Annotated in this window: 12 protein-coding genes; 8 read left to right on the top strand and 4 right to left on the bottom strand. The window is 47.8% G+C overall.

Annotated features, from left to right (window positions below; genetic code table 11):
• The first annotated feature begins 200 nt into the window (after positions 1-200).
• Positions 201-2,612, top strand: coding sequence for a glycoside hydrolase family 127 protein (locus BQ5591_RS02590; RefSeq protein ID WP_071148321.1), 2,412 nt, complete (start codon positions 201-203; stop codon positions 2,610-2,612).
• Positions 2,613-2,889: 277 nt separating this feature from the next.
• Positions 2,890-3,417 carry a hypothetical protein gene (locus tag BQ5591_RS02585; protein WP_159434419.1) on the top strand — a complete coding sequence of 176 codons (528 nt, stop codon included), beginning with the start codon at positions 2,890-2,892 and terminating at the stop codon, positions 3,415-3,417.
• A 39-nt stretch (positions 3,418-3,456) separates the two neighbouring features.
• On the opposite strand, the gene BQ5591_RS02580 is transcribed toward BQ5591_RS02585, so the two are convergent.
• The 3 genes from BQ5591_RS02580 to BQ5591_RS02570 all read right to left on the bottom strand — a co-directional run bounded on the left by BQ5591_RS02580 (position 3,457) and on the right by BQ5591_RS02570 (position 7,143).
• Complete coding sequence (locus tag BQ5591_RS02580; RefSeq protein ID WP_071148319.1) at positions 3,457-4,959, bottom strand: glutamine synthetase family protein; 1,503 nt, start codon at positions 4,957-4,959, stop codon at positions 3,457-3,459.
• 394 nt (positions 4,960-5,353) lie between these two features.
• Complete coding sequence (locus BQ5591_RS02575; protein ID WP_083380856.1) at positions 5,354-6,004, bottom strand: carbohydrate-binding family 9-like protein; 651 nt, start codon at positions 6,002-6,004, stop codon at positions 5,354-5,356.
• Between the two features lie 56 nt (positions 6,005-6,060).
• Positions 6,061-7,143 (bottom strand): phosphotransferase enzyme family protein, encoded by a 1,083-nt coding sequence (locus tag BQ5591_RS02570; RefSeq protein ID WP_071148317.1) that lies wholly within the window; start codon positions 7,141-7,143, stop codon positions 6,061-6,063.
• A gap of 238 nt (positions 7,144-7,381) precedes the next feature.
• Between BQ5591_RS02570 and BQ5591_RS02565 the strand changes: the two genes are divergently transcribed.
• Entirely contained in the window at positions 7,382-11,470 is a 4,089-nt protein-coding gene (locus tag BQ5591_RS02565; RefSeq protein WP_071148316.1) for a hybrid sensor histidine kinase/response regulator transcription factor, read from the top strand.
• Between the two features lie 275 nt (positions 11,471-11,745).
• On the opposite strand, the gene BQ5591_RS02560 is transcribed toward BQ5591_RS02565, so the two are convergent.
• A complete protein-coding gene (locus BQ5591_RS02560) occupies positions 11,746-12,732 on the bottom strand; it encodes a metallophosphoesterase family protein (RefSeq protein ID WP_022164185.1) in 987 nt (328 codons plus the stop codon).
• 527 nt (positions 12,733-13,259) lie between these two features.
• Between BQ5591_RS02560 and BQ5591_RS02555 the strand changes: the two genes are divergently transcribed.
• From BQ5591_RS02555 to BQ5591_RS02535, 5 genes are all read left to right on the top strand, one after another.
• Positions 13,260-14,801 carry a sulfatase family protein gene (locus BQ5591_RS02555; RefSeq protein ID WP_071148315.1) on the top strand — a complete coding sequence of 514 codons (1,542 nt, stop codon included), beginning with the start codon at positions 13,260-13,262 and terminating at the stop codon, positions 14,799-14,801.
• A 46-nt stretch (positions 14,802-14,847) separates the two neighbouring features.
• Complete coding sequence (locus tag BQ5591_RS02550; RefSeq protein ID WP_071148314.1) at positions 14,848-17,319, top strand: polysaccharide lyase family 8 super-sandwich domain-containing protein; 2,472 nt, start codon at positions 14,848-14,850, stop codon at positions 17,317-17,319.
• Positions 17,320-17,493: 174 nt separating this feature from the next.
• On the top strand, positions 17,494-18,873 hold the full coding sequence (locus BQ5591_RS02545; protein ID WP_083380855.1) for a sulfatase family protein: 1,380 nt from the start codon (positions 17,494-17,496) through the stop codon (positions 18,871-18,873).
• 23 nt (positions 18,874-18,896) lie between these two features.
• Positions 18,897-21,218, top strand: a complete 2,322-nt coding sequence (locus BQ5591_RS02540) for a chondroitinase family polysaccharide lyase (RefSeq protein ID WP_071148313.1) — start codon at positions 18,897-18,899, stop codon at positions 21,216-21,218.
• Between the two features lie 169 nt (positions 21,219-21,387).
• Entirely contained in the window at positions 21,388-24,543 is a 3,156-nt protein-coding gene (locus BQ5591_RS02535) for a SusC/RagA family TonB-linked outer membrane protein (RefSeq protein ID WP_235817027.1), read from the top strand.
• Positions 24,544-24,551: the final 8 nt, after the last annotated feature.

Raw genomic sequence — 24,551 nt, 5'->3', positions numbered from 1 at the left:
AAAGAAAAATTTTTCTCTAACTGGAGAATATTTTTTTCCTAACTAAGAAAAAAACACACCCTATCTATAAAATTACCCTAGCAAGAACAAAGATTAACACACTAATAACTACTTTTGTGACGATAATAGAAATGAGTATAAGAAAAAATCATTTCAGCAATCTCAAATTATATTTACTCAATACTAAAAACACATATTCCATGAAGAAAATCCTTATTTCAGCACTGCTGTTGGCGACCTTGCTTCCCAGTGCAAAAGCACAAGGGAACAAGACGGAAACCCACGGCTACCCGATTGATCCCATCCCCTTCACTTCAGTCAAAGTGACGGATTCCTTTTGGGGACAACGCCTGAAAGCAAGCCGTGAAGTAACCATCCCACTGGCTTTCAGCAAATGCGAAGAAAACGGCCGCTACAAGAACTTTGAAATGGCTGCCCATCCCAGCGAGAACAATAAAGTGACTGGCTTCTCTTTTGACGATACTGACGTATACAAAACCATCGAAGGAGCCAGTTATTTGCTGCAGACCTATCCGGACAAGAAACTGAAAAAGTACATCGACAGCGTATTGGTGATAGTGGCTGCTGCACAGGAATCCGACGGCTACCTGTACACCGCCCGCACCATGAACCCCAAGCATCCTCACGAGTGGGCAGGCAGCAAACGCTGGGAAAAGGTGGAGGAACTGAGCCACGAGTTCTACAACCTGGGACACATGGTCGAAGGTGCCATCGCTCACTACCAGGCCACCGGACAACGCAACTTCCTGGATATCGCTATCCGCTATGCCGACTGCGTTTGCCGCGAAATCGGCCCCAATCCCGGCCAACAGGTGAAAGTGCCCGGACATCAGATAGCCGAGATGGCATTGGCCAAACTGTACCTGGTAACCGGTAATAAGAAGTATCTTGATCAGGCTAAATTCTTCCTTGATGAACGTGGACGCACTCCATATCGCAACGAATATAACCAAACTCACAAACCCGTTACCGAACAAGACGAAGCTGTAGGCCACGCCGTACGTGCTGCCTACATGTACTCGGGCATGGCCGACGTAGCTGCCCTGACCGGCGACAGTGCCTACATCCATGCTATCGACCGCATCTGGGACAACATCGTCAGCAAGAAACTCTACATCACCGGAGGCATCGGCGCCACCAGCCAGGGCGAAGCTTTCGGCAAGAACTACGAACTGCCCAACATGTCAGCCTACTGCGAAACGTGTGCCGCCATCGGCAATGTATACATGAACTATCGCCTGTTCCTGCTGCACGGTGAATCGAAATACTACGACGTACTGGAACGCAGTCTGTACAACGGTCTCATCTCGGGCGTATCACTGGACGGAGGTGGCTTCTTCTATCCTAATCCGTTGGAGTCCATGGGCCAGCACCAGCGTCAACCGTGGTTCGGCTGTGCCTGCTGTCCGTCCAACATTTGCCGCTTCATCCCCTCACTGCCCGGTTACATCTATGCAGTGAAAGACAAAAGCGTCTATGTAAACCTGTTTGTTGACAACAATGCCACACTGAAGGTAGACGGCAAGAAAGTAACACTTCGCCAGTCGACCCAATATCCTTGGAATGGTGACATCACCGTACACGTAGACCGTAATTCGGCCGGACAGTTCGCCCTGAAAATCCGTATACCGGGCTGGGTACGCAACGAAGTTACTCCAAGCGACCTTTATATGTTCACTGACGGTAAACAACTGCAATACGCCATCCGTGTCAACGGCGAGGAAGTGAAATCGGAACTGCAGAATGGCTACTTCGTCATCGACCGCAAATGGAAGAAAGGCGACAAAGTGGACATCCACTTCGACATGGAGCCTCGTACCGTACAAGCCAACCCGAAAGTGGAAGCCGACCGCGGACGCATTGCCATCGAACGCGGACCGCTGGTATATTGTGCCGAATGGCCTGACAACGAGTTCGACATCTTCAGTGTACTGCTGCCCCGTCATCCCGAATTTACTGTAGTTGAGACGCCTAACCTGCTTTACGGTATCAACCAGTTGAAAACCGATGCCCAAATTCTGAAATATAACGAAGAAGGCTATCTGAACGTGGAAAGAACACGCCTCACCTTGATCCCCTACTACGCATGGGCTCATCGCGGACCGGGCTCCATGGCCGTATGGTTGCCACAAGAACTGAACGCCACACGTCCCAGCCAGCCGGCAACGCTTGCTTCGAAGAGTAAAGTGGATGCTTCGTATAAAAGCAGTGCCCTGTCATCCATTCACGACAGACTTGTACCGAAAGACGAATTTGACCACTCCATCCCCTACTACCACTGGTGGCCTAAACAAGCAAGTACGGAATGGATCACTTACGAATTTCCTGAGAAGGCAGAAATCAAGACTTCTACCGTCTATTGGTTCGATGACGAACCATGGGGTGGTTGCCGTACTCCCAAGAGCTGGAAACTGTACTACCGCAACGATCAGGGAGAATGGGAAAGCGTGAAAGGTGTCAGCCGTTACGGTACAGACAAAGGTGTAGGCAATAAGATAATGTTCGACCCTGTTGAAACTACAGCCGTCAAGCTGGAGATTGTGCTGCCCGATAAATATTCGGCTGGAATCTTCGAATGGGAAGTAGAATAATAATTCATCTGCCAAAGGTTAAATAGGGACTTTACAGATGATATTTATGACCCGTTTATAGGACACTTGCACGGCTCGTGAGCCACACTTGTACGGCTCGCGAGCGACACTTGCATTACATTTCCACCACACTTGCATGGCTCAACAGGCTCACAAGTGTGGTGAAATTCGTATATAAGCAGAGTTTGATTTCTCGAAAAAACACATTACTTTTGTTGATAAAGGGAAATGATTCTATTTCCTAAATATCATATATAATCCTTAATACTCGATACTTATGAAACCGTCCTCCTTTTTCCACTCCACCACATGGAACAGAAGCTTCTTATCTCTGCTTCTTGCCATCCTGAGTCTTGGTGCATTCGCCCAAACTGACGAACTGGTTAGATACAACTTCGGAATGTTTTCGATAATGTTTCCTGAAAGCTGCCAAAAAATAGAAACCGAAAGTGACGAAGAACAAGGGTGTTCAGGCTGGGTAACTCCCAACAAAGACTTTATCTGTACTGTCTGCTTTTTCGGTTTTGATGAAGGATTCGATCCCGAACAACGTTTCCGGGAAGAAGCTGAAGGACTTAATATTAACTTAGATAAAAGTGAAAGGTTTATGATTACAACCGGTACGGAACAGGGGTTGCAATGCGCCCTCATACAACGTTCTGCCAACAGCTACCTGGCCATTGGACTGTATCCTGATCTCAAGCAGAAAAAAGGTGTCTTTCTGTGCATGATGTGTACAAACGCAGAGGAACCAGCTCTGCTTGCTTATGTAATGTCCTCTTTCAGGGTCGGACTCGAAGACTGAAAGAGGACATAAATATGAGAAATCGGCAGTATATATGCCTTATCCGCAATGGAAATATTTCTTCACCAGAGCCAGCATAGCATCCTGTTTTCCTTCCAGATCGGCACGTAAAGTACGGTCGTCATAACTACGCAGGCGGGTAATGATGCCGTCGATCATGGCAGGACTGAATACATTGTATTGCTCGAACACTGCACGCTGGCGTTGCAAACAGTCGGCCGAAGCAGCACAACTGTCGGGTAGCTGAGCCAATGCCTCCAACCTGTCGGCATTCTCCTTCTGATGAATATTCACATTCACATAAGTTTTTTCGGCTACTTCAAGCGCATCAGACATCTCGAAACCATGGCGGCAGGCAACAGCCAGTCCGGCAAGCAACTGATAGAGGTCGGCCGAACCGTCGGGCGAGCGCATCTCTACAGTTTGCTTCTGTGTGGTATCGAAATGATTTTGTCCTTCCAGCGGATTGGCCAATGCACACATGTCGGTCTTGGCAGTCCACCCCAACGGAACACGCACCAATACCGAACGGTTCCGGTCGCCCCAACAAACATTGGTCGGCGCTTCCTGATGGGGCACTAAGCGGAAATAGGAAGTAGGATTGGTATTGCCGAAAGCCGTAATAGAGGGAGCCAGCTCCATCATACCTGCAATGGCTTTGCGGGCAGCGGCAGACAACACACCGTCGTGCAGCATCTGGTTCTGGCCATCTTTCATCATGCGCATGTGAATATGTAGACCCGAACCGGCTTTGCCAACAGTGATTTTCGGAGCAAAAGTCACATTGTAACCCAACTTATAACCCAGATTACGGATAACCCACTTGGCAATCATCAACTGGTCGGCAGCCTGCTCGGCAGGAACGGGTAGAAATTCAATTTCGTTCTGCTCATAGACACAACCGTCGAGCGTAAAATTACCTACCTCCGAATGACCGTATTTAATCTGTCCGCCGGTTTGAGCTATATAAGCCATGCACTGTGTACGGAATTCATTGAACTTAGCATACGGACCTGACTCGTGATAGCCACGCTGGTCGGTAGCCTCGTACATACCCGTATCAGGAGCCACCACATAATACTCCAGCTCGCCCATCGCTTGAAATTCCATTCCTGTAACATCGGTAAAGGCACGGCAAGCCTTACGAAGCGTATATTCGGGTGCACTCTCCAACGGTTCGCCATCCTTATTAAAGAATGAACAAAGCATGGAAAGGGTGGGAATTTCGGCAAACGGATCGACAAAAGCCGTACAGAAACGCGGAATGACATACAAATCACTACTACCTGCCTCAATAAAAGAGAACAGGCTAGATCCGTCGACTCTCTCACCACAGGTCAAAATAGCCTCCAGATAGGCTTCGTTGGTAATGACAAAATTCAGGGTTTTCAGCCGTCCGTCACCCGCCGGGTACATGAAATTGACCATTCTGATACCGTTTTGGCGGATAAAGCCGATAATGTCTGCTTTGGTGAATTCAGAAGCTGGTTTCTGAAGTGACGCTACCACCAGATTAGCGTTCATTGACAATTCTTGATTCATAAGTTGGTTGTTTTTCGTTGTTAGTAAGGTAAGAGCCAAAGATAGGCATACAACGCTGAACTTCCAAATACCCTGCTGATAAAAAACGGTAAAAAGAAGAAAGAAAAAACGCAGATTACTGCCAATGTGCATCAGCTATTTATGCTTCTACACAAAAACGGCAATAATCTGCGTTTCAGAGTAAACTGATATCTTCTGTTCAGAGCACCTAATTCATAGGAAATACTTTCGCAAGCTCAAGTTATAGTTGACAAGTGACAAGTTGACGAGTTGACAAGGCGTTTGTATCAGCCGCTTCAAGCAACACTTTATCAAGCAGGCTTTCTCAGCCTTGTAGACTTGTTGACTGAAGCCTTGTCAACTAGCAAGTTGAGCACCAGCGAAACTTAAGAACTTATTCAAACTTCAACGAACCGAAGAACTGCGGACAATGAAAATTAGGAGAAGGCAGTTCTATTGGGTTCCACGACAAGAAGTGAGGTGTCTGTAAACAGTCGCCACATTTATAGAAATTGGCTCGTATGTTCTTTCCTTCCAACGAACGAATGTCGTGCGCAAAGAAAGTAGTAAACGGAATAACCAGGGCCACTTCCCAGGCACACTCTCCTACCCGTTCTTCGAAAGAAGCACGTCCCAATGATGACCAACGTTGTACACGGTCAAGCACCTCCTGCGGAGCATGTACACGACCTTCACGTCCACCTCCGGCGGCAACCAGCAAAGTTCCTGCACAGTTACACTCTACATTATAATATACCCCATCGCCGGCAGGTATCGAGAAAAACTCTACACAAGCATCTTCCCATACAGGACCATTGTCATGTCCAGCTACAGCCCGTACACTAGCTTCGCTCACTTTGTAATGCAACAACAATGAATCGTCCGTATATGCCATACGGAACTGCACTGCTGGACAATAAGGATAAGCTGTCCAATTGACCGTGTCAATGGGCTGAAAAGCTACCTTCTCTTTATCGAGTAAAGCCGGTACTGCTTCTACCGATAAACCAGCCGCACTTACTTTCTTTACATTCAATTCTTTCATAACAATAATGCTTTTGTTTAAAGATAAGTACACTAATGAAGTTCTTCCCTACAGGATTACAACTGCGACTGGATGAAAGCTTTCATTTCGGGAGTATGCTCTTCTACACTCTGGAGCAATTTGAACTGAGCTTTGGTACGCACCAGATTGTGTTCGGGATATTGAATCTTGTAATATGTATCACCATTAATATAGTCAGCCAAAAAGCGAACGCATTGCATGTAAGGGAACAAAGCTGCTGCATAAGGCAGGTTCTCGATTTCAATAGGCAACAAAAACGATTTGGCCGATTCCAGATAACCTTTGGTAAAGGCCTTGAATATTTCCATATTAAAGTTTACGTTGTCCAGATTCTTATCGTCTTCCAGACCTGTATTGGCTGCCGAACGCAGGAAATCACCATAATCGGAGAAGATGAAGCTGGGCATCACGGTGTCGAGGTCGATCACACAAAGTACATTACCGTTCTCATCGAACATCATATTATTGACCTTCGTATCACAGTGGCAAACACGTTTAGGCAAACGACCTTCTCTATGCAAACGTTCAGCCTTGCACATCTCGTCGGCACGGCTTTCTATCTCATCCAAATAATATTGAACTTCCTTCACCCGACCAACAGCATCGGCAGCCACAGCATCGTGCAACTGTTTCAAACGGAACTCCATGTTATGAAAATCGGGAATAGTCTCACCTAACGTATCAGGAATATCGGCCAACATTGCCTGGAAATTGCCGAAAGCAACACCTGCATAATAAGAATATTCCGGATTCACAGTCTCGTAAGTAGTTGCACGGGGAATAAAAGTCATTACCCGCCAATAGTTTTCACCGTCAAACCAATATGTCTTACCATTATCGGCCGACAAAAAGTGAAGTACCTTCCGATCAATATCCTTTTCCCCCTTTTCTTCCAACTTCTTTCGGATATGGCGGGTTACGGACTGGATATTCGACTGAAGCATCTCTACATTTTGAAAGATGACGTGATTAATGCGTTGCAATACATAGTCGGGGGCATCTTGCTCAAGAGTAGTCACCTTATACGTGTCGTTAATCAATCCTGTACCCAGCGGTTTGATCTCTTGAATCGTACCCTTCGTGTTGAAGTGAGAAATAATAGAAAAAAGGTTGTTCATGGTAAATATATATTATGAATTATACATTATAAACAGATTAAACAAAACGAGTTCCACCTTCCGGTACAAACGATACAAAAATAGAGCTTTTCTCTGATACCGGAGGACCTTTATTGTCCGATGAACATCCAAAAATATACATTTTGACTGATACAATAACGAAAAAGCCATAAATATTTGAAGATTCTTACATAGAAAATCATATATTTGCCCAGTGAACCTTAAAAACAGACCGAACGTGCGAAAATTATTTTTCCAACTGCTGCTTATATTTCTCTATATACCTATAGTCGGCTTACAAGGGCAAAACGTATCCTTCAAGCATTTGACTACAGACGACGGACTCTCACAGTTTTCTGTCAACAGTCTTTATATCGATGAAAACGGTATCCTATGGATCGGTACACGTGAAGGATTAAACCGATACAACGGTGAAGACATACAAACGTATAAACTGGAGAAAAACAATCCGAACAGTCTTTTCTGCAATAACATTTCCTATATAGTAGGTAATCAGAACGGAAAAATCTACCTGCTCTGCACAGAGGGAGTGGCCGAATTCAATCTTATTACCCAAAAATTCAAGACACTGCTTCAAGGTAGAATCAACAGTATCTATTATAATGACGGATTATTCATTGCCCAAAAGAATGAAATATACCGTTTCAACGAAAAGACCAGTAACTTCGACCTTTATTATCAACTGGCCAGCAATACAGATATATTCTGCATGCACAAAGACCAACAATCGTTTTGGATGGGAACAATCAATGCAGGCGTCTTCCGATTAAATCTGAAGACCAAAGAATTGTCACACCCCATTCAACAAGGCAACATCACCAGCATCTATCAAGACAGTGAAAAGCATTTGTGGATAGGAAGTTGGGAACATGGTCTGTTTCATGTAAACGACAAAGGAGAAATAGAAAACCTGACGCATAACGCACAAAATCCACACAGTCTGTCTTCAAACTTTGTGCGCACCTGTTGTGAAGATAATCTGGGTAATATCTGGATAGGGACCTTCAACGGACTGAACCGATACAATAAGAGTACACGGCTTTTCCAGAACCACACAGCCAGAATAGACCAGAAAGCCGCTTTGACCCACTCTTCCATCTGGTGTATTGTAAAAGACCAACAGGGTACCTTGTGGATGGGAACTTATTTTGGAGGTGTCAACTACTTTAATCCAGAATACGAAATCTACACCCGTTATACTTATTCTCCCACAGAAAAGAAAGGGTTAAGCCACCCGATAGTAGGCCGTACCATCGAAGACAAAGACGGTAACCTGTGGATAGGTACAGAAGGAGGAGGCCTCAACTTCTACAACCGACAAACAAACGAATTCAAATGGTTCTTACCGGGAAAGGCTCCTTATGGACTCTCCAACAACAACATCAAAGCTTTATATTACGACGATGCACGGAAAGCTTTGTGGATTGGAGTACATGTAGGAGGTTTGAACAAATTGGACCTGAGAACAGGTCACATTACTCACTACAGGATGCAACAAGGCAATCCCGAAACACTTCCATCAGACCTGGTCCGCGATATCGAGCCTTATAAAGACCAACTGATCATTGCCACAGAAAACGGAATCTGCCTCTTCAATCCGCAAAATGGAAAATGTGAGCAACTGTTTAAAGACAGCAAAGAAGGAAAATCCATCAAGATTGTTGCAGACATCATGATAGATAAAGCAGGCAATCTGTGGATTGCCACTACCGGCGAAGGAGTATTCCGATATAAATTTGATACCCAAACATTAACCCATTATCGGCACACCCCCAATACACCGCATGGCATCAGCAACAACAACGTAAACGACATCACACAAGATAGTAAAGGAAACCTGTGGTTCGCGACATCGGGTAGCGGGCTCGACCTGTACCATCCGGACAAAGACCAATTCGAAAACTTTGACCGAGCACAAAACGGACTTGCCAACGACTGTATCTATAAGGTAAAAGAATCGCCGGTAAGTGGCAACTTGCTGTTACTTATCAATCACGGCTTCTCTATTTTCGACCAACGAAACAAAACATTCCGTAATTACAGTACAGAAAACGGATTTCCTCTGACAGCTGTCAATGAAAATGCACTCTGCGTAACACGCGACGGAGAAATCTTCCTGGGAGGTACACAAGGAATGATTTCTTTCCACGAAATGGAACTTAACTTTACTCCGAAGCCTTATAAGATAAACCTTTCACGCCTGATTGTCAACGGAAAAGAAGTACAGGTAGGCGACGAAACCGGTATCTTGGAACAAGCTCTATCCCATACTCAAGAAATCACGCTGCATGCCAACCAGAATATGTTCAGTATCGAGTTTGCTACGTCCAACTATGTAGCAGCCAACAAGGACAACATTATCTACCGCCTGGAAGGCTTCTCCAAAGAATGGAACAGTACTCGTGGGTTGCACAACATCACTTATACCAATCTGAATGCCGGGACTTATCATCTGCAGATCAGGCCCGAACACATGAATAACAATATTTGCCCGGAAGTACAGCTCACCATCCACATACTTCCACCATTCTACAAGACCCCTTTGGCTTACCTGCTTTATGCAGTTATCATCGGAGCCTTGCTATGGTATCTGATACGTGCTTACAAAACACGAATCAAACTGAGCGAATCACTGAAATACGAACAGAAACACATTCAGGACGTAGAAGCCTTGAACCAGTACAAACTGCGCTTCTTTACCAATATATCGCACGAATTCCGTACTCCGCTTACGCTGATTGTAGCCCAGGTAGAAACATTGCTGCAAGTGCAGCACTTTACTCCGAATATCTACAATAAGATATTGAGTATCTACAAAAACAGCCTGCAATTGCGCGAGCTGATTACCGAATTGCTCGACTTCCGCAAGCAGGAACAAGGCCACATGAAGATAAAGGCTGCCCCGCACAATATCGTCAAGTTCCTGTACGAAAACTACCTGTTGTTCCTGGAATATGCCAGCACCAAACAAATCAACTTCAACTTCGACAAAGAAACCGACAGTCTTGAAGTGTGGTACGACCAGAAACAGATGCAAAAGGTTGTCAACAATCTGCTGTCCAATGCCATCAAGCATACCAAAGCCGAAGATACCATCACACTGGGCATTCGGACGGAAGGCAGCAATGCTGTCATCCGTGTCAGCGATACCGGCAGCGGAATCGACGCTAAAGAAATAGACAAGATCTTCGACCGTTTCTATCAGATTGATCCGGTCGATTCGAAAGATGCCAACAAAGAAGGTACCGGTATTGGCCTGGCACTAACCAAAGGTATCGTAGAACTGCATCACGGCTCTATCCGCGTAGAAAGCGAATTGGGCAAAGGCACCAGCTTCATCGTGACCTTACCTTTAGGCAACGCTCACTTTGCCCAAGAAGAACTGAGCAAACAGACAGAGGAAGAACCTCAAGAAGAAATCATCCGTCCCGAAACTCCAATTGCCTTGCCCCAGGAAGAACTGGAAGAAGCAGCTCCCCTGAAACAACTCTCTGATGCCAAAATATTGATCGTAGAGGATAATGAGTCCATCAGGGAAATGCTTGCCAATATCTTCAAGCCTTTCTATCAGGTAATAACGGCAGCCGATGGAGAAGAAGGCCTGGAACTGGTACGCAAGGAAATGCCTAACATTGTTGTCAGCGATGTGGTTATGCCACGTATGTCGGGTACTGATCTGTGCAAACAGATTAAAGCCGACTTCAACACGTGCCACATACCGGTAGTGCTGCTGACCGCACGTACTACTATCGAACAGAACATCGAAGGACTGCGTATCGGAGCCGACGATTACATCACCAAACCGTTCAATACCAGTCTGCTTATCTCTCGGTGCAACAATCTGGTCAATTCACGGGTTCTGTTGCAGGAAAAATTCAGCAAGCAACCACAGGCTGCTGTGCAAATGCTTGCCACCAATCCGATCGACAAAGATTTGTTGGACCGAGCAATGGAAATTATCGAAAAGCATATAGACGATACCGAATTCAACGTAACCGTCTTTGCACGCGAAATGGCTATGGCACGCACCAATCTGTTTGCCAAACTGAAAGCCATTACCGGACAAACGCCTAACGAATTTGTCCTCACCATCCGTCTGAAGAAAGGTGCTCTAATGCTTCGTAACAACCCGGAACTGAACATCACGGAAATATCCGACCGCATCGGGTTCAGCTCTTCGCGCTATTTCTCGAAATGCTTCAAAGACGTTTACCACGTCAGCCCACTTGCCTACCGGAAAGGAGAAAATGGGGAAAACAGTGACAGTAAGGGGAACGAAGATAAAGATAACGAAGAAACCAGTTGACAAGGCTTCAGTCAACAAACTTACAAGGCCGAAACGGCCTGCCTGACAAAGTTCCGCTTGAAACGGCTTGCCGCAAACGCCTTGTCAACTCGTCTACTGATTGTTCGTTAACAGTAACTTGAGCTTACGAATTGAAAATCGACGAAGTCAAAGTTGAATCATCAATCATTTTTCATCATCCTTTTACCACCAACAAGATCCCTCTTTGTCCTCTATAAAGTCCCTCTTTAGCACTGCAAAGAGGGACTTTAGACTTCTAAAGAGGCTCTTTACAATTACTTCTTCACGAAACTGTCGGGATAAGTCGAACGGTTCACCTGCTGACCGCCAGCCAAATCAATCCACGTATCAAACGTACGCTGGCCTTCCTTCAGCACGATGACGCGCGCGCCATTGGGCAAGTGGTTGTAAACAGTATTTCCACCCGTATATCGTCCGTAAGCCAACAGAATACCATGCCACATCACGGCGTAGTCGTTATCATGGTCATGGCCTACGAAGACACCCATCACATCGCCCGCTTCCTTCATAGCGGTGAACATCCCCGTATTCAAGGCAGGCGCACAGGCTTTCTCCATACGCGTACCTATCAGGATGGCTTCTTCGCTGGATGCTGCCTGGTTGTATTCAGGCAGCGGAATGTGGAAGAAAGACAGGGCAGGCAACGGTTGGCCTCCATTGTTTTTTGTAAACAAAGCGCTCTGCCGACGAAAATTAGCCACCTGTTCGAATGTTAGCCAATCGTACCCTTTCACTCCCTCCAGTTTTGAATAAGAATGAGAATCAAAAAAATAAAGTATAGCAGCATCACGCTTACCATCGGATGCTTGTACAGTCAGGGTATAATCGGGCGAATCGCAATCACCTCGTTCGGGCTGCAAACAACCCGGCACTGTACGAATGGTATCATACAACTGCGCACGGGTCATTCCCTGTTCGTCATCGTGATTACCAAAGGTTACGACAAACGGTATGTCCCGTTTCGCCATGCGTTCCAATACCATCCGCATCCCATCATTGGCTGGTTGTGCATAAATCACGTCGCCTGTCAATACGACCAAATCCGGACGCTCATTTTTGAGTACTTCATCAATACGTTCTAACGCTATGTCTGAAGCTGGATTACCATATTTGAAATGCACATCGGTAAACTGTACAATTTTAAACTCACCGTTTTTATTAAACTTCAAAGTAGCGTTCTGGGCATGAAGTATTATATGATTCACGCCCAACAAAAAGAAAAAGAACAAAAAACGTTTCATAGAGAACTAAAATTAAGTTATGAATAATGGTAAACATCCAATTTTAGGATACCTAAAAAAAGAGTCCACAAATTTAACGATTATTATTTGCATATTGCCATGGGAAGATTTTTTAATCCGTCTTTTCTCAACAAAAACATTACACTTGACAGCTTGGCTCCTCAAAATACCAACTTTTTCTACGCGCGCGTGTAGGTGAGGTTTAACACTATTGTGAATGAAAGTTAAGCTTCACCTGCACGCGCGTGAGGAAATGTTATAATATTGGGATACCAAGCTGTCAAGCTCAGGAAAAGACAAAGGGAGAGGCAGAACAAAAGTATCCCTTGAAACAGCTTGCCACAAATGTTTCGTCAGCTCATTACTTTCCCACGCCCCGATTGGTCTATAGACAGAAGAGAAGCAAAAGTTATTGTCCGAAAATGTACTATTTGTGACCTTCTGCTGTACGCTCTTGTACACCTTTGCCGGAAATTAGTCGCTATCTTTGCCCAAGAACCCATAATTCAAATTTAAGTCCTAAGACCATGAAACATTTATCTTACCTGTTGACCTTATTACCCGGAGCTGCCCTGCTGACCGGATGCGGCAACGCTGCCAAAAAACAAGCAGACGGACAACCGTCACAAAAGCCCAACGTAATTTACCTAATTACTGACGATTTGGGCATCGGAGACCTGAGTTGTTACGGAGCCACCCGCGTCAATACACCTAATATCGACCGGCTGGCAGGACAAGGCATGCAGTTTACCAACGCCTATGCCACCTCTTCTACAAGTACTCCTTCACGTTTCGGACTGCTGACAGGTATGTACCCCTGGCGTCAGGAAAATACAGGCATTGCACCCGGTAACTCGGAACTGATCATCGATACAGCCCGAATCACCATGGCCGACATGTTCAAGACTGAAGGTTATGCTACCGGAGTAGTAGGAAAATGGCATTTAGGACTGGGTCCCAAAGGAGGTACCGACTTCAATACCCTGATAAAGCCCAATACACAGGACATCGGGTTCGACTACGAATTCATCATCCCTGCCACAGTCGACCGTGTACCTTGCGTGTTTGTCGAAAACGGACGTGTAGTCAATCTTGACCCCAACGACCCGATTACCGTCAGCTATGACCACAAAGTAGGTGACTGGCCTACCGGACTCGAAAATCCGGAACTTGTTAAGATGAAACCCAGCCAGGGACACAACAATACCATCGTCAACGGAATACCCCGCATCGGATGGATGACGGGAGGTAAATCGGCCCTTTGGGTGGACGAGAACATTGCCGACAATATCACCGAAAAGGCAAAGGACTTCATCATCAACCACAAAGACGAACCGTTCTTCCTCTATATGGGTACGCAAGACGTACATGTGCCCCGTGTAGCCCATCCGCGTTTTGCCGGAAAGAGCGGTCTTGGTCCCCGCGGTGACGTTATTCTGCAACTGGACTGGACCGTGGGCGAAATCATGCACACACTAGACAGCCTGAATCTGGCCGACAATACCATCTTTGTATTCTGTAGCGACAACGGCCCCGTCATCGACGACGGCTATCAGGATCAGGCATTCGAGTTACTGAACGGCCACACCCCTATGAAGCACTACCGCGGAGGTAAATACAGCGCCTTCGAAGCCGGTACCCGCATTCCGTTCATCGTACGCTGGCCAGCCGTCATCAAGCCGGGCAAACAGCAGGCTCCATTCTCGATGATCGATGTATACGCCTCGTTTGCTACTCTGCTGAACCATGACATCCCCGAAGGGGCAGCCCCCGACAGCCGCGACCAGCTGGGAACATTCCTCGGCAAGGACAACAACGGTTGCGAATACGTCGTACAGCAAAACTTAAACAACACCTTGTCTATCATTCAAGGCGACTGGAAATACATCGAACCCAGCGACAAACCGGCTACCGAACGCTGGACAAAAATGGAACTGGGTAACAGTCCTCAGCCGCAGCTGTACAATCTGTGTACCGACCCCTCGGAAAAGACAAATGTAGCCAACGAACATCCGCAAGAGGTAGAGCGATTGTCAAAGCTGCTGGAAACAGTTAAGAAAGGCATTTGAACAGATACGAACAATTCTAACCCGATAAAATAAACTTCAATAATCCATGAAAATCAGATTTATCCTGACAAGCATACTTTTCGCCACGGCTTCATCGGCTTTTGCCCAACAAGCCGAACGCGATTTCGCTTTCGAAAACTACCGTCGCTACTATCAGGAAGCGGCCGAATACAACCAAGACAGCAACAAGCTGGAAGCGGTAAAAAAGATGAGGGATTACTTCCACAACCATCCCTACCGCCTGCAACCCACTTCGAACCTGGAGCAAGTGCAGAACTTCCTGAAGCAGCTGGGCGAAGACGGTACCTTTGCCGACATGAACCCGACCGAAAGAGACTTCGAAAAGAACAATGCTTATCAGAAAGGATTCGAGAATACGACAGGAGACGTCGTGGGCATCTTCATTGCTTCGGCCTACGAGCGTCTGTTTCAGATAGCAAGTGCCATCCGGCTGGGCAAGATTGCAGATGACGAAGCCCTGTCGGAGAAAATTCAGAAAGCCATCCTGCACTATGGCGAAATCGAAGTGCGTCGTCCCAACAACAAACCACGTTTCCATGCTTCGTGCTTTGCCATTCCTACGGCTGCGGTCAACCTCTACTTCGCTCTGCTGGATAAGATGGACCAGGCAGAACGGGGAGAGGCAACACCCCTGCTGACCGAAGCCTGCGACATGCTGAAAGCTGTCGGCCTGGAAGCCTGGACCCAACCGCTCCGTAACGACGAGACGGATAAAAACGTGGTAAGCATCGAGCGCTTCCGTAACCACGTATGGTGGGTTGGCGGAAACGCATTGGGATACCGCTCCCTGCTGCCCGTAGCGGCGATGTACAGTTCTGTCCCCATGATCGACCTGCTGGCCGAGATTTGCCAGAAAGGCATCAGCATGACATCACAGACAACGTACAACGAATCGTTCTGGACCGAAGGCTTTACAGCCGACGGTGCCGGATGGGGGCACGGCATGCAGTGTCTGATATGGGGTTACCCCATCGACGGCACATTCAATGCCCTGAACATGCTGACCATGCTGAACGGTACGCCCTGGGCCAAGCAGCTGACCCGCACCAACGCCGAAGCACTGATGAACTTCTTCCGTGGCGGAAACTGGTACTATTACAAAGGATTCCGCTTGCCGGGACTAGACCGTTATTCTTACGTCTACAATCCTACGGAGAAACCCATTCCCTATAAGAAATTGCTTGCCAACGTTGTAAGCAACTGGATCAGTTCCTTCACACCGGAGGAGCAGGCCGAACTGAAGCAACTGCAGAAGGAAGCTGGAGAAAACCGCATCAACATGCAAGGTTACGACAACGGCATGTACACGGGCGTACGCTGGTTCTACAACAACGACGACCTGATGAAGAAAACCCCCGACTACCATATTTGCATCAATATGGCATCCCGACGCACCGACGGACTGGAAAGTGCCGCTTTTGCCGACAATTACAACTTCTATCCCACCGACGGAGCTACCCTTTTCCAACGCGACGGTGACGAGTACTTCCGCGTCATGGGTGGCTGGGACGTAACGGCAATGCCCGGTGTCACAGCCCGCGAAGGCATGGACAAGCTCGTCCCCGTGACCAACTGGCGAGGCTACTGCAGCAAGTATAACTTTGCAGCCGGCGCCACCGACTCGGGCGAGAACGGAGTAGCCGGATACATCTTCGAAAAGATGCACGGTGCAGACAAGGAGAACGTAAACGACAAGGGCGACAGAAACGTAGAGAACAGCCTCCTGTACGGATTCAAGGCCTATAAAGGTTATTTCATCCTGGGCGACTACTTCGTAGCACTGGGCGCCGGTGTCACCAACATGAATCCCGACGAAGAAGGACACATACGTACCACCCTCGACCAGACCGCACTGACCGGTGAAGTGTTCATCACCCGAAACGGCAAAAAAGAAGTGCTGGGCAAAGGCGAGACCACGCTCGAAGGCAACAAGAAGAAAGCCATCTGGCTGACCCAACAGGGAAAATTCTCGTATTGCATCCTGCCGGAATATACATCCAAAGCATTCGTCGCCTGCGAAACACGCCCGACCAACTGGCAAAAACTGAACCCGTCGAACAAGAAAACGGCCGATCTGCCCGAACAGGTACAAATCCTCCGCATCTGGGCCGACCACGGACAGCAACCGGTGAACGACACTTACGGTTATGCCGTCTACACCGGTCAGGGAGTCCCCGGCGAACGTCTGCCGTTCGAGGTGCTGCAAAACGATACCCTCGTACAAGCCGTGCGCACCAACGACCGTAGTGTTACCCAGGCCGTATTCTATCCGGGCAACAAAGGTCTGAAAGCCAAAGGCATCAGCCTGCAGACATCCGTGCCCTGCGCCGTCATGATACAGCAAAAAGATGGCAAACAGACCATCTCGGTGACCGACGCTGCCATGGATGCCAACCTGAAGGAAATCACCGTCACCCTGAACGGTAAGGCACACCGCATCGCACTGCCCCAAGGCCTGCATTGCGGCAACACAGTGACCGTCGAAATAGCTGGTTGAGAGAGGCATTTATACCCCATTTCTGGGACACTTGCACGGCTCATCTGAAACACTTGTACGGCTCGCGAGCCGTGCAAGTGTCGCTCGCGAGCCACACTTGCATTCCAGAAACGCATAAGAAGTACCTCTGAAACACAAGACTTCGACACCAGATTTCATAATAGACAAGAACCTATGAACGAACCTAAATCTATCCGTCCGACACGGGCACTCACATGGATATTGGCCGGCCTCCCACTGGCCTCCTGGGCACAACAGCGCCCCAATATCCTCTTCATCATTACCGACCAGCAATCGGCTACGGCAATGAGTTGTGCCGGCAACAGTGATATTCACACCCCCAACATGGACCGACTGGCAGCAGCAGGCGTCCTGTTCCGCAATGCCTATTGCGCGGCCCCGCTAAGCGGTCCCTCCCGTGCAGCCATGTTCACCGGATATTCTCCCTACGAAATAGGGATGGACAAAAACAATGTCCCACTGCCCGACTCCCTGCACAACCGGACATTGGGGCATCTCTTGTCTGCCGCCGGATACGATTGCGCTTATGCTGGCAAGTGGCACGTGCACACAGCCGCCATGCCCGATGGCGAATTTGGTTTTACCACCATTCATCCGTTCCGCGACAACGGTCTGGCCGAAGCCTGTGTAAACTTTCTGCGACAAAAGCATAACCGCCCATTCTTTCTCGTGGCCAGCTTTGACAATCCACACAATATCTGCGAATTTGCCCGCAGTCAAAACCTGCCACATGGCAATCTACCCTCCCTGCCGGAAGACGAATGGCCGGGGCTCCCGCTCAACTTCGAACGTCAGCCCTACGATGCCGACGTCATCAGCTACGAAAAACGGATGAATTATTCAGCCTATCCCACAGCCGACTTTACTCCCGACGATTGGCGTCGCTACCGTTCCTGTTATTTCCGGTTAGTCGAAAAGGTAGATACGGAAATCGGTAAAATCATCAATGAACTGGACGCACAAGACTTATGGGAAAACACCGTTGTTATTTTCACCAGCGACCACGGCGACGGTATGGGAGCACACCGCTGGAATCAGAAGTCAGCGTTGTACGAAGAGGTAATCAACGTACCCCTCATCGTCACCCTACCCGCCAAGAAGAATGCCGGAAAAGTATCAGAACAACTGGTCAACAACGGAACCGACTTCTTCTCTGCCGTTTGCCAATGGGCCGGAACAGACGAACCGAAAGGACTGCATGGCGTTTCATTTAAACAACTGGCCGAACAGGCCGACAACCAGACGCCTCATCAGCCCTATATAGTGACCGAAACGACTTTTGACAAAGGTGGAGGCACTCGCGGATGGGCACTCCGGACTCCACACTACAAGTATGTACTCTACGATAAAGGACGTTACCGCGAACAACTTTACGACATGCATGCCGACCGTGGCGAAATGCGTAATCTCGCCATTGAGAAACGTTATGCAGAAGTACTCGAAGCACATCGCCAACTATTAAAAGAATGGATGGAGATACATCAACTGAAACAGCCATACAACGGACACTATGTCCCAGAAAGAAACAAGTAAAACAGGAAACTCTAAAAATCAATATGATGAAAACGTTAATTTTACTATGTAGTCTGATACTGTCGGTAGGGCAGACGATAGCACAAAACCCTACTCCGACAGAACTGAACGACCTGAACAAACTGCGTGCGGCCTATCCGCTGGCACAACCCAAAGCCACTGCGGCCGAAGTAGAAGCCGCCCTAAGCGAAGACCTGTTTACTCCGCTGCCAACCATCAGCAAGGAACAAACCCCTCATATAGCTGCCACCGTGCGCGCACTGGCATACGCCAAACTGAGTGGTAAATCCGGAGCTGCGGAGCGTCTGGACGCTTATCTGGACTATTTAAGCAAAGATTCCGTCATCGAACAGATGCCGAAACTTGTCTACAGCGCTTATGGCAGCGTACGCCAACTACCCGCCGATCTGCTCAGCGCCCTACCCGCATGCGACTCACTGCGCCGCACACGCCTCATTGCGGGAGTCAAGGAACTGATAGAGTTTGACCGTACCTACCTGACAGACAGCGAGCTGAGACGACAGATAAACTCGGACTACCTGTACAACGTATTGCAACATCTCTTCGTATGCGCCATCCACAATCCCGACAATCAGCAAGCAGTAGCCGACCTCAAAGCCTTCTCGCATTTCCTATCAGGCTGCGCACAATACGTTCCGGGCGGAGGCGATGTTCTGAAACCTGACGGAACAGGCTTCCACCACAATACCCACTACAACGGCTACATGTACTCCTACCGCACATGGGTGCAATACATGGGCCGCCTGAAAGGTACCACATACCGCATTACGGAAACAGCATACAACCATGTGGCTCAGGCCGTAGTCGCTACCTACCTCATGGCAACCCGCTCTACATCGGATGACAACCGCCACTTTGCCGCGTCTTTGGGCGGACGCCATCCTTATACAGGCACACAAGTCAGCTTCACCCAAGCTTTGTTCGACGAACTCATCGCCATCGGAGGCGACATTCTGGGGACAGGCATCGACCACGAACTTGCCGCCTGCTACAACTACTTCTTCAAGACCGACAAGTACAAAGAGGCCGGAGTCTGCAATCTCGACGGCTTCTACTCGTTCAACTACAGCCCCGCTGGAGTCTATCGCTACGGCGACTGGGTGGCAACCATGCGTTGCCCTACTACCCGCTTCTGGGGCGGTGAGCTTTACTCCCGTCAGAATCGTTTCGGACGCTATCAGTCGCATGGTACCCTGGAAATCGTCTACGAAGGCAACCTAGCCCGATCGGGTTACCCCTCCGACCCGTCACAACTGGCAGCCGGATGGGACTGGAACATGCCTTGCGGCAGTACCACCGTCCACTATCCTACATGGAAAGACCTTCTTCCCAATGGGAATGACACCGACCGCTTCGACCAGTATACCCTGACAACCAACTTCTCGGGCGCCCTTTCGTGGGGCGACTGCGGCATGTTCGCCGCCGCCTTCGACCAGGGAGATTCGTGGGGAAACCGTCGTTACACCCCCACCAACCTGACTTTCTGTAAATCTGTATTCGCATTCGACGGTATATTGGTAAGCCTCGGTACAGGTATTTCCGCCGTAGGCGATTACCCCGACACCTGGCAGACTGCCACCAACCTGTTCCAACACATCGGCAAAGGCGATCTGCCGTTTATGGTAGACGGCACAGAACCTGCCCAGGGAGACACCCTGCGCCTGGCCGCCAACCGCAAGCACTATCTGCTTACTCCTGCCGGAACCGGCTACTATCTGCCTGCCGCAAACGAAGCTGTAGAAGTGATCTATAACATGCAGTCTACTCCCTCGTTGAAAGGTCTGGAAGCAAACATATTCCGCAACGTATTAGCCGCAAAGGCTTTCATCGACCATGGCGTGAAACCTCAAAACAAACGGTATGCCTTTTATGTAATACCGGGCACAACAGCCGAAGGGCTGAAACAGACTGCACGCCGCATCGATAAAGACCTGTTCCGCATACTGGCACAGGAAGACTCGTTGCATGTGCTCCAACATCGCCCGACGGGTACTGTAGCCTATGCCTTGTTTGCCCCATCCGACAACCTAACTTACGGCAAACTTCGTTCGGCCGACACTGCCCTGTTGGCGATGGAACGTTGCGACGCTTCCGGACAAGAACTCGACCTTGTTTTGTGCTGTCCCGACCTTCGTCCCGTTCCCGACAAAACATACCGTTGGCGGTCCAGTGCCACCTGCGCAACCTTAGTGCTCGACGGACAATGGAAGCAGAAAACAGGTACACATCAAACGGCCATTTTGGAACCTACCGATGGTAAAACCCGCGTCACTGTATGGCTTTCCGAAGGAACTTCCGTACACCTGAAACTGGATGTTCGATAGGATCTAACAGGTAGAATACATGCGTCAGAAGGCCTGTACAGACGTTTTATAGCAGCTTTGGACGAAATGGGTTCTTGTTTTGTACGTTTTTACACATTTTTATGAGATTGAAGATATACTTTCGCATCGTAAAACAATTTTTCAACCATCTAATCTTAATTTTAACAACATGAATGAACTAAAACAAAACAGCAAACGCCTTTGGGCGTTGATGTTTATGATGTGTTCTTTCCTGATTTCGTTCGCACAGCAAGCTGTGGTAACGGGTGAAGTGAAAGACGCATCAAACGAGCCTGTAATCGGGGCAACGGTTCAAGTGAAGAACGCGGGTGGAGGAGCCATCACGGATATAGATGGAAACTTCCGCCTCTCTGTGCCCGACGTGAAAAACGCAATTCTGGTAGTTTCGTTTATCGGTTACGAAACCCAGGAGATTCCCCTGAATGGGAAAAAACAAGTAAAAGTTGTATTGCAAGAACAATTCAACGAGTTGGCCGAAGTAACAGTCGTAGCCTACGGCGTGCAGAAGAAAGAGACACTGACCGGTGCCATTTCTTCAGTAAAGACTGACGAACTGTTGGTTTCGCCTAATGCCAGTGTTGCTAACTCACTTGCCGGTAAAATCACCGGTTTGTCTTCTGTACAAGGTTCCGGACAGCCAGGTGCTGAAGATCCGAAGATCTTCGTTCGTGGTGTCGGTTCATTGACTGAAAGTGGTGCGTCTCCGCTGATCCTGGTGGACGGTGTAGAACGTTCCTTCTTCCAGATGGACCCGAACGAAATCGAAAGTATCTCTGTATTGAAGGATGCTTCTGCTACTGCTGTATTCGGTGTACGTGGTGCTAACGGTGTTATCTTGGTAACAACCCGCCGTGGCGTTGAAGGTAAAACTAAGATTTCTCTCAGTTCTTCTGTAGGTGTTCAACAAATATCCAATTGGGTAGATTATGCTGACTCTTACACCTACGCGACTATGTATAACGAATTTGAACGTAATGCCGGTGCTACAAAAGACGTCTTTGATGCTTATGCTTTGGAACGTTTCCGTCTTGGAGATCAACCCCTCCTTTATCCGGACATGGACTGGTACGACTACATGGTAAAAGATGCAGCTGTACAAACGCAGCACAACTTAAACATCTCCGGAGGGACAGAACGCATGCGTTACTTTATCTCTGTAGGTTACCTCTATCAGGACGGTTTGATGAAAGACTTTGGCCAAGGTTACGGTTATAAATACAGCCGTTACAACTACCGTACTAACCTGGATTACGAAATCAGTAAATCCACTACTCTGAAATTAGGTATCGGTGGTGTAGTAGGCGACCGTCAACAGCCTGCAGATTCCCGCTTCTGGGAAAACTTAGGACTTGCACAGCCCTTTGCTAGCCCAGGATTGGTAGATGGCAAACCGATGGTTACAGCGCCACGTTTTGAAAAAATAATAATGGTAGATCCATTTACAAATATTTATGGTAAGGGGGGCAGCACAGTTCTTAATAATACCATGAATCTAGACATGCACCTAGTACAAAAATTAGATATGTTAACTAAAGGTCTGTCAGTGGAAGTGAAAGCAGCCTACAATACAGGATATACCTTCACAAAGAATCGAACAAGAAGTTCCAGTCAGATCGAAATCTGGACCCCCTATTACGAAGGAGAAGTGAACGGTTCTGGTTTGCTTCCTGGTGACCCAAACTTCAACGACAACGTAGTATATCGCATCAGCGGAGCTAACTCCAAGCCTGGTTATAGCGAAAGTACCGGCCGTAGTCGTGACTGGTATATGGAAGCCAGCATCCGTTATGCACGCAAATTCGGTTCACACAATGTCAGTGCCCTGTTGCTGTACAACCAAAGTAAGAAATACTATCCGTCACAATTACCTTACCTGCCTACAGCCTATGTCGGTTTGGTAGGTCGTGTTACATACGATTACAAATCACGCTATTTGGCCGAGTTCAACATTGGTTACAATGGTTCTGAGAACTTTGCTCCGGACAAACGATTCGGTACTTTCCCCGCTATATCTTTGGGATGGGTTGTCACAGAAGAGCCTTTTATGAAGAACCAACAAGTATTCGACTTCTTGAAAGTACGTGGTAGTATGGGTCTGGTAGGTAACGACAACATGAGCAGTAACCGTTACCTGTACTTACCCGACAGCTATAAAGTGAATTTGCAATACAACGAAGGCGGTAGCTGGAAAGAAGAGCAATGGGGATACAACTTCGGTTACGAAAACAACTCTTGGTGGAAAGGTTCCGTTGAGCAACGTCTGGGCAATAAGGACGTAACATGGGAAACTGCTTTGAAACAGAACTATGGTGTGGACATGAACTTCTTGGATAACCGTCTGAAAGTAACAGCCGAATATTTCCGTGAAGATCGTAAAGACATCTTGATCTCTCGTAAGACCATTCCTTCACTGACAGCCCTTAGCTCCAGTCTGTTGCCTGTAGTCAACATGGGTAAAGTAAAGAACCAAGGTTATGAATTGGAAGTAACATGGGATGACCGTATCGGCAATGACTTCCACTACAACATCAATGCCAACATGTCGTATGCCAAGAATAAGATTGTCTTCCAGGATGAAGTAGAACCGAACGAACCTTATTTGTGGCGTACCGGCCGTGAAGTAGGTGCACAATTTGGCTACGTAGTAGAACGCTTTTATGGATTCGATGACTTCGTAAACGGAAAGGACGGTGAACTGAAAGAAGGACTAGCAAAACCACAAGTTCCAGTCTATCCGGGCGACATCATGTACAAAGATTTAAATGGAGATGGTGTCATTGACCCCGATGACCAATGTCAGGTAGGTTACCCGACACGCCCAAACTACACATTCGGTTTAAATCTGAGCGCCGACTATAAAGGCTTCTTCTTTGCTATGAACTGGACAGGAACTGCTGAACGCTCTATTTCATTAATAGATGCTTTCCGCAGACCCTTCTCTGGCGAAAGCCGCGGTTTGATGCAATTCCAAGTAGACGGGCGTTGGACACCGGAAACAGCCGCTACTGCAAAATATCCACGTTTCTCAAGAACAAGCTCTAATTACAATTCATACAACTCAGATATGTGGATTGTTGACGGCTCATACATCAAGCTGAAAGACGTTTCTATAGGTTACAACTTTAATGATCGCCCCGCACTAAAGAAGCTGGGTATTTCTCAGTTAGGTGTGAAACTAACAGGTTACAACCTCCTTTGCTTCAGTCCGTTCGACCTGATGGACCCGGAATTTGTGATTGGTTGGCAAAACACCAAGTATCCGGTAACCCGTATTTATAACTTAGGTGTAAACATCACTTTCTAAACCTTGTA

The organism is Bacteroides ndongoniae (assembly GCF_900108345.1).
GTDB lineage: Bacteria > Bacteroidota > Bacteroidia > Bacteroidales > Bacteroidaceae > Bacteroides > Bacteroides ndongoniae.
Note: the sequence above shows the minus strand (reverse complement) of the source record. Positions and strands in the feature narration are given on the sequence as shown.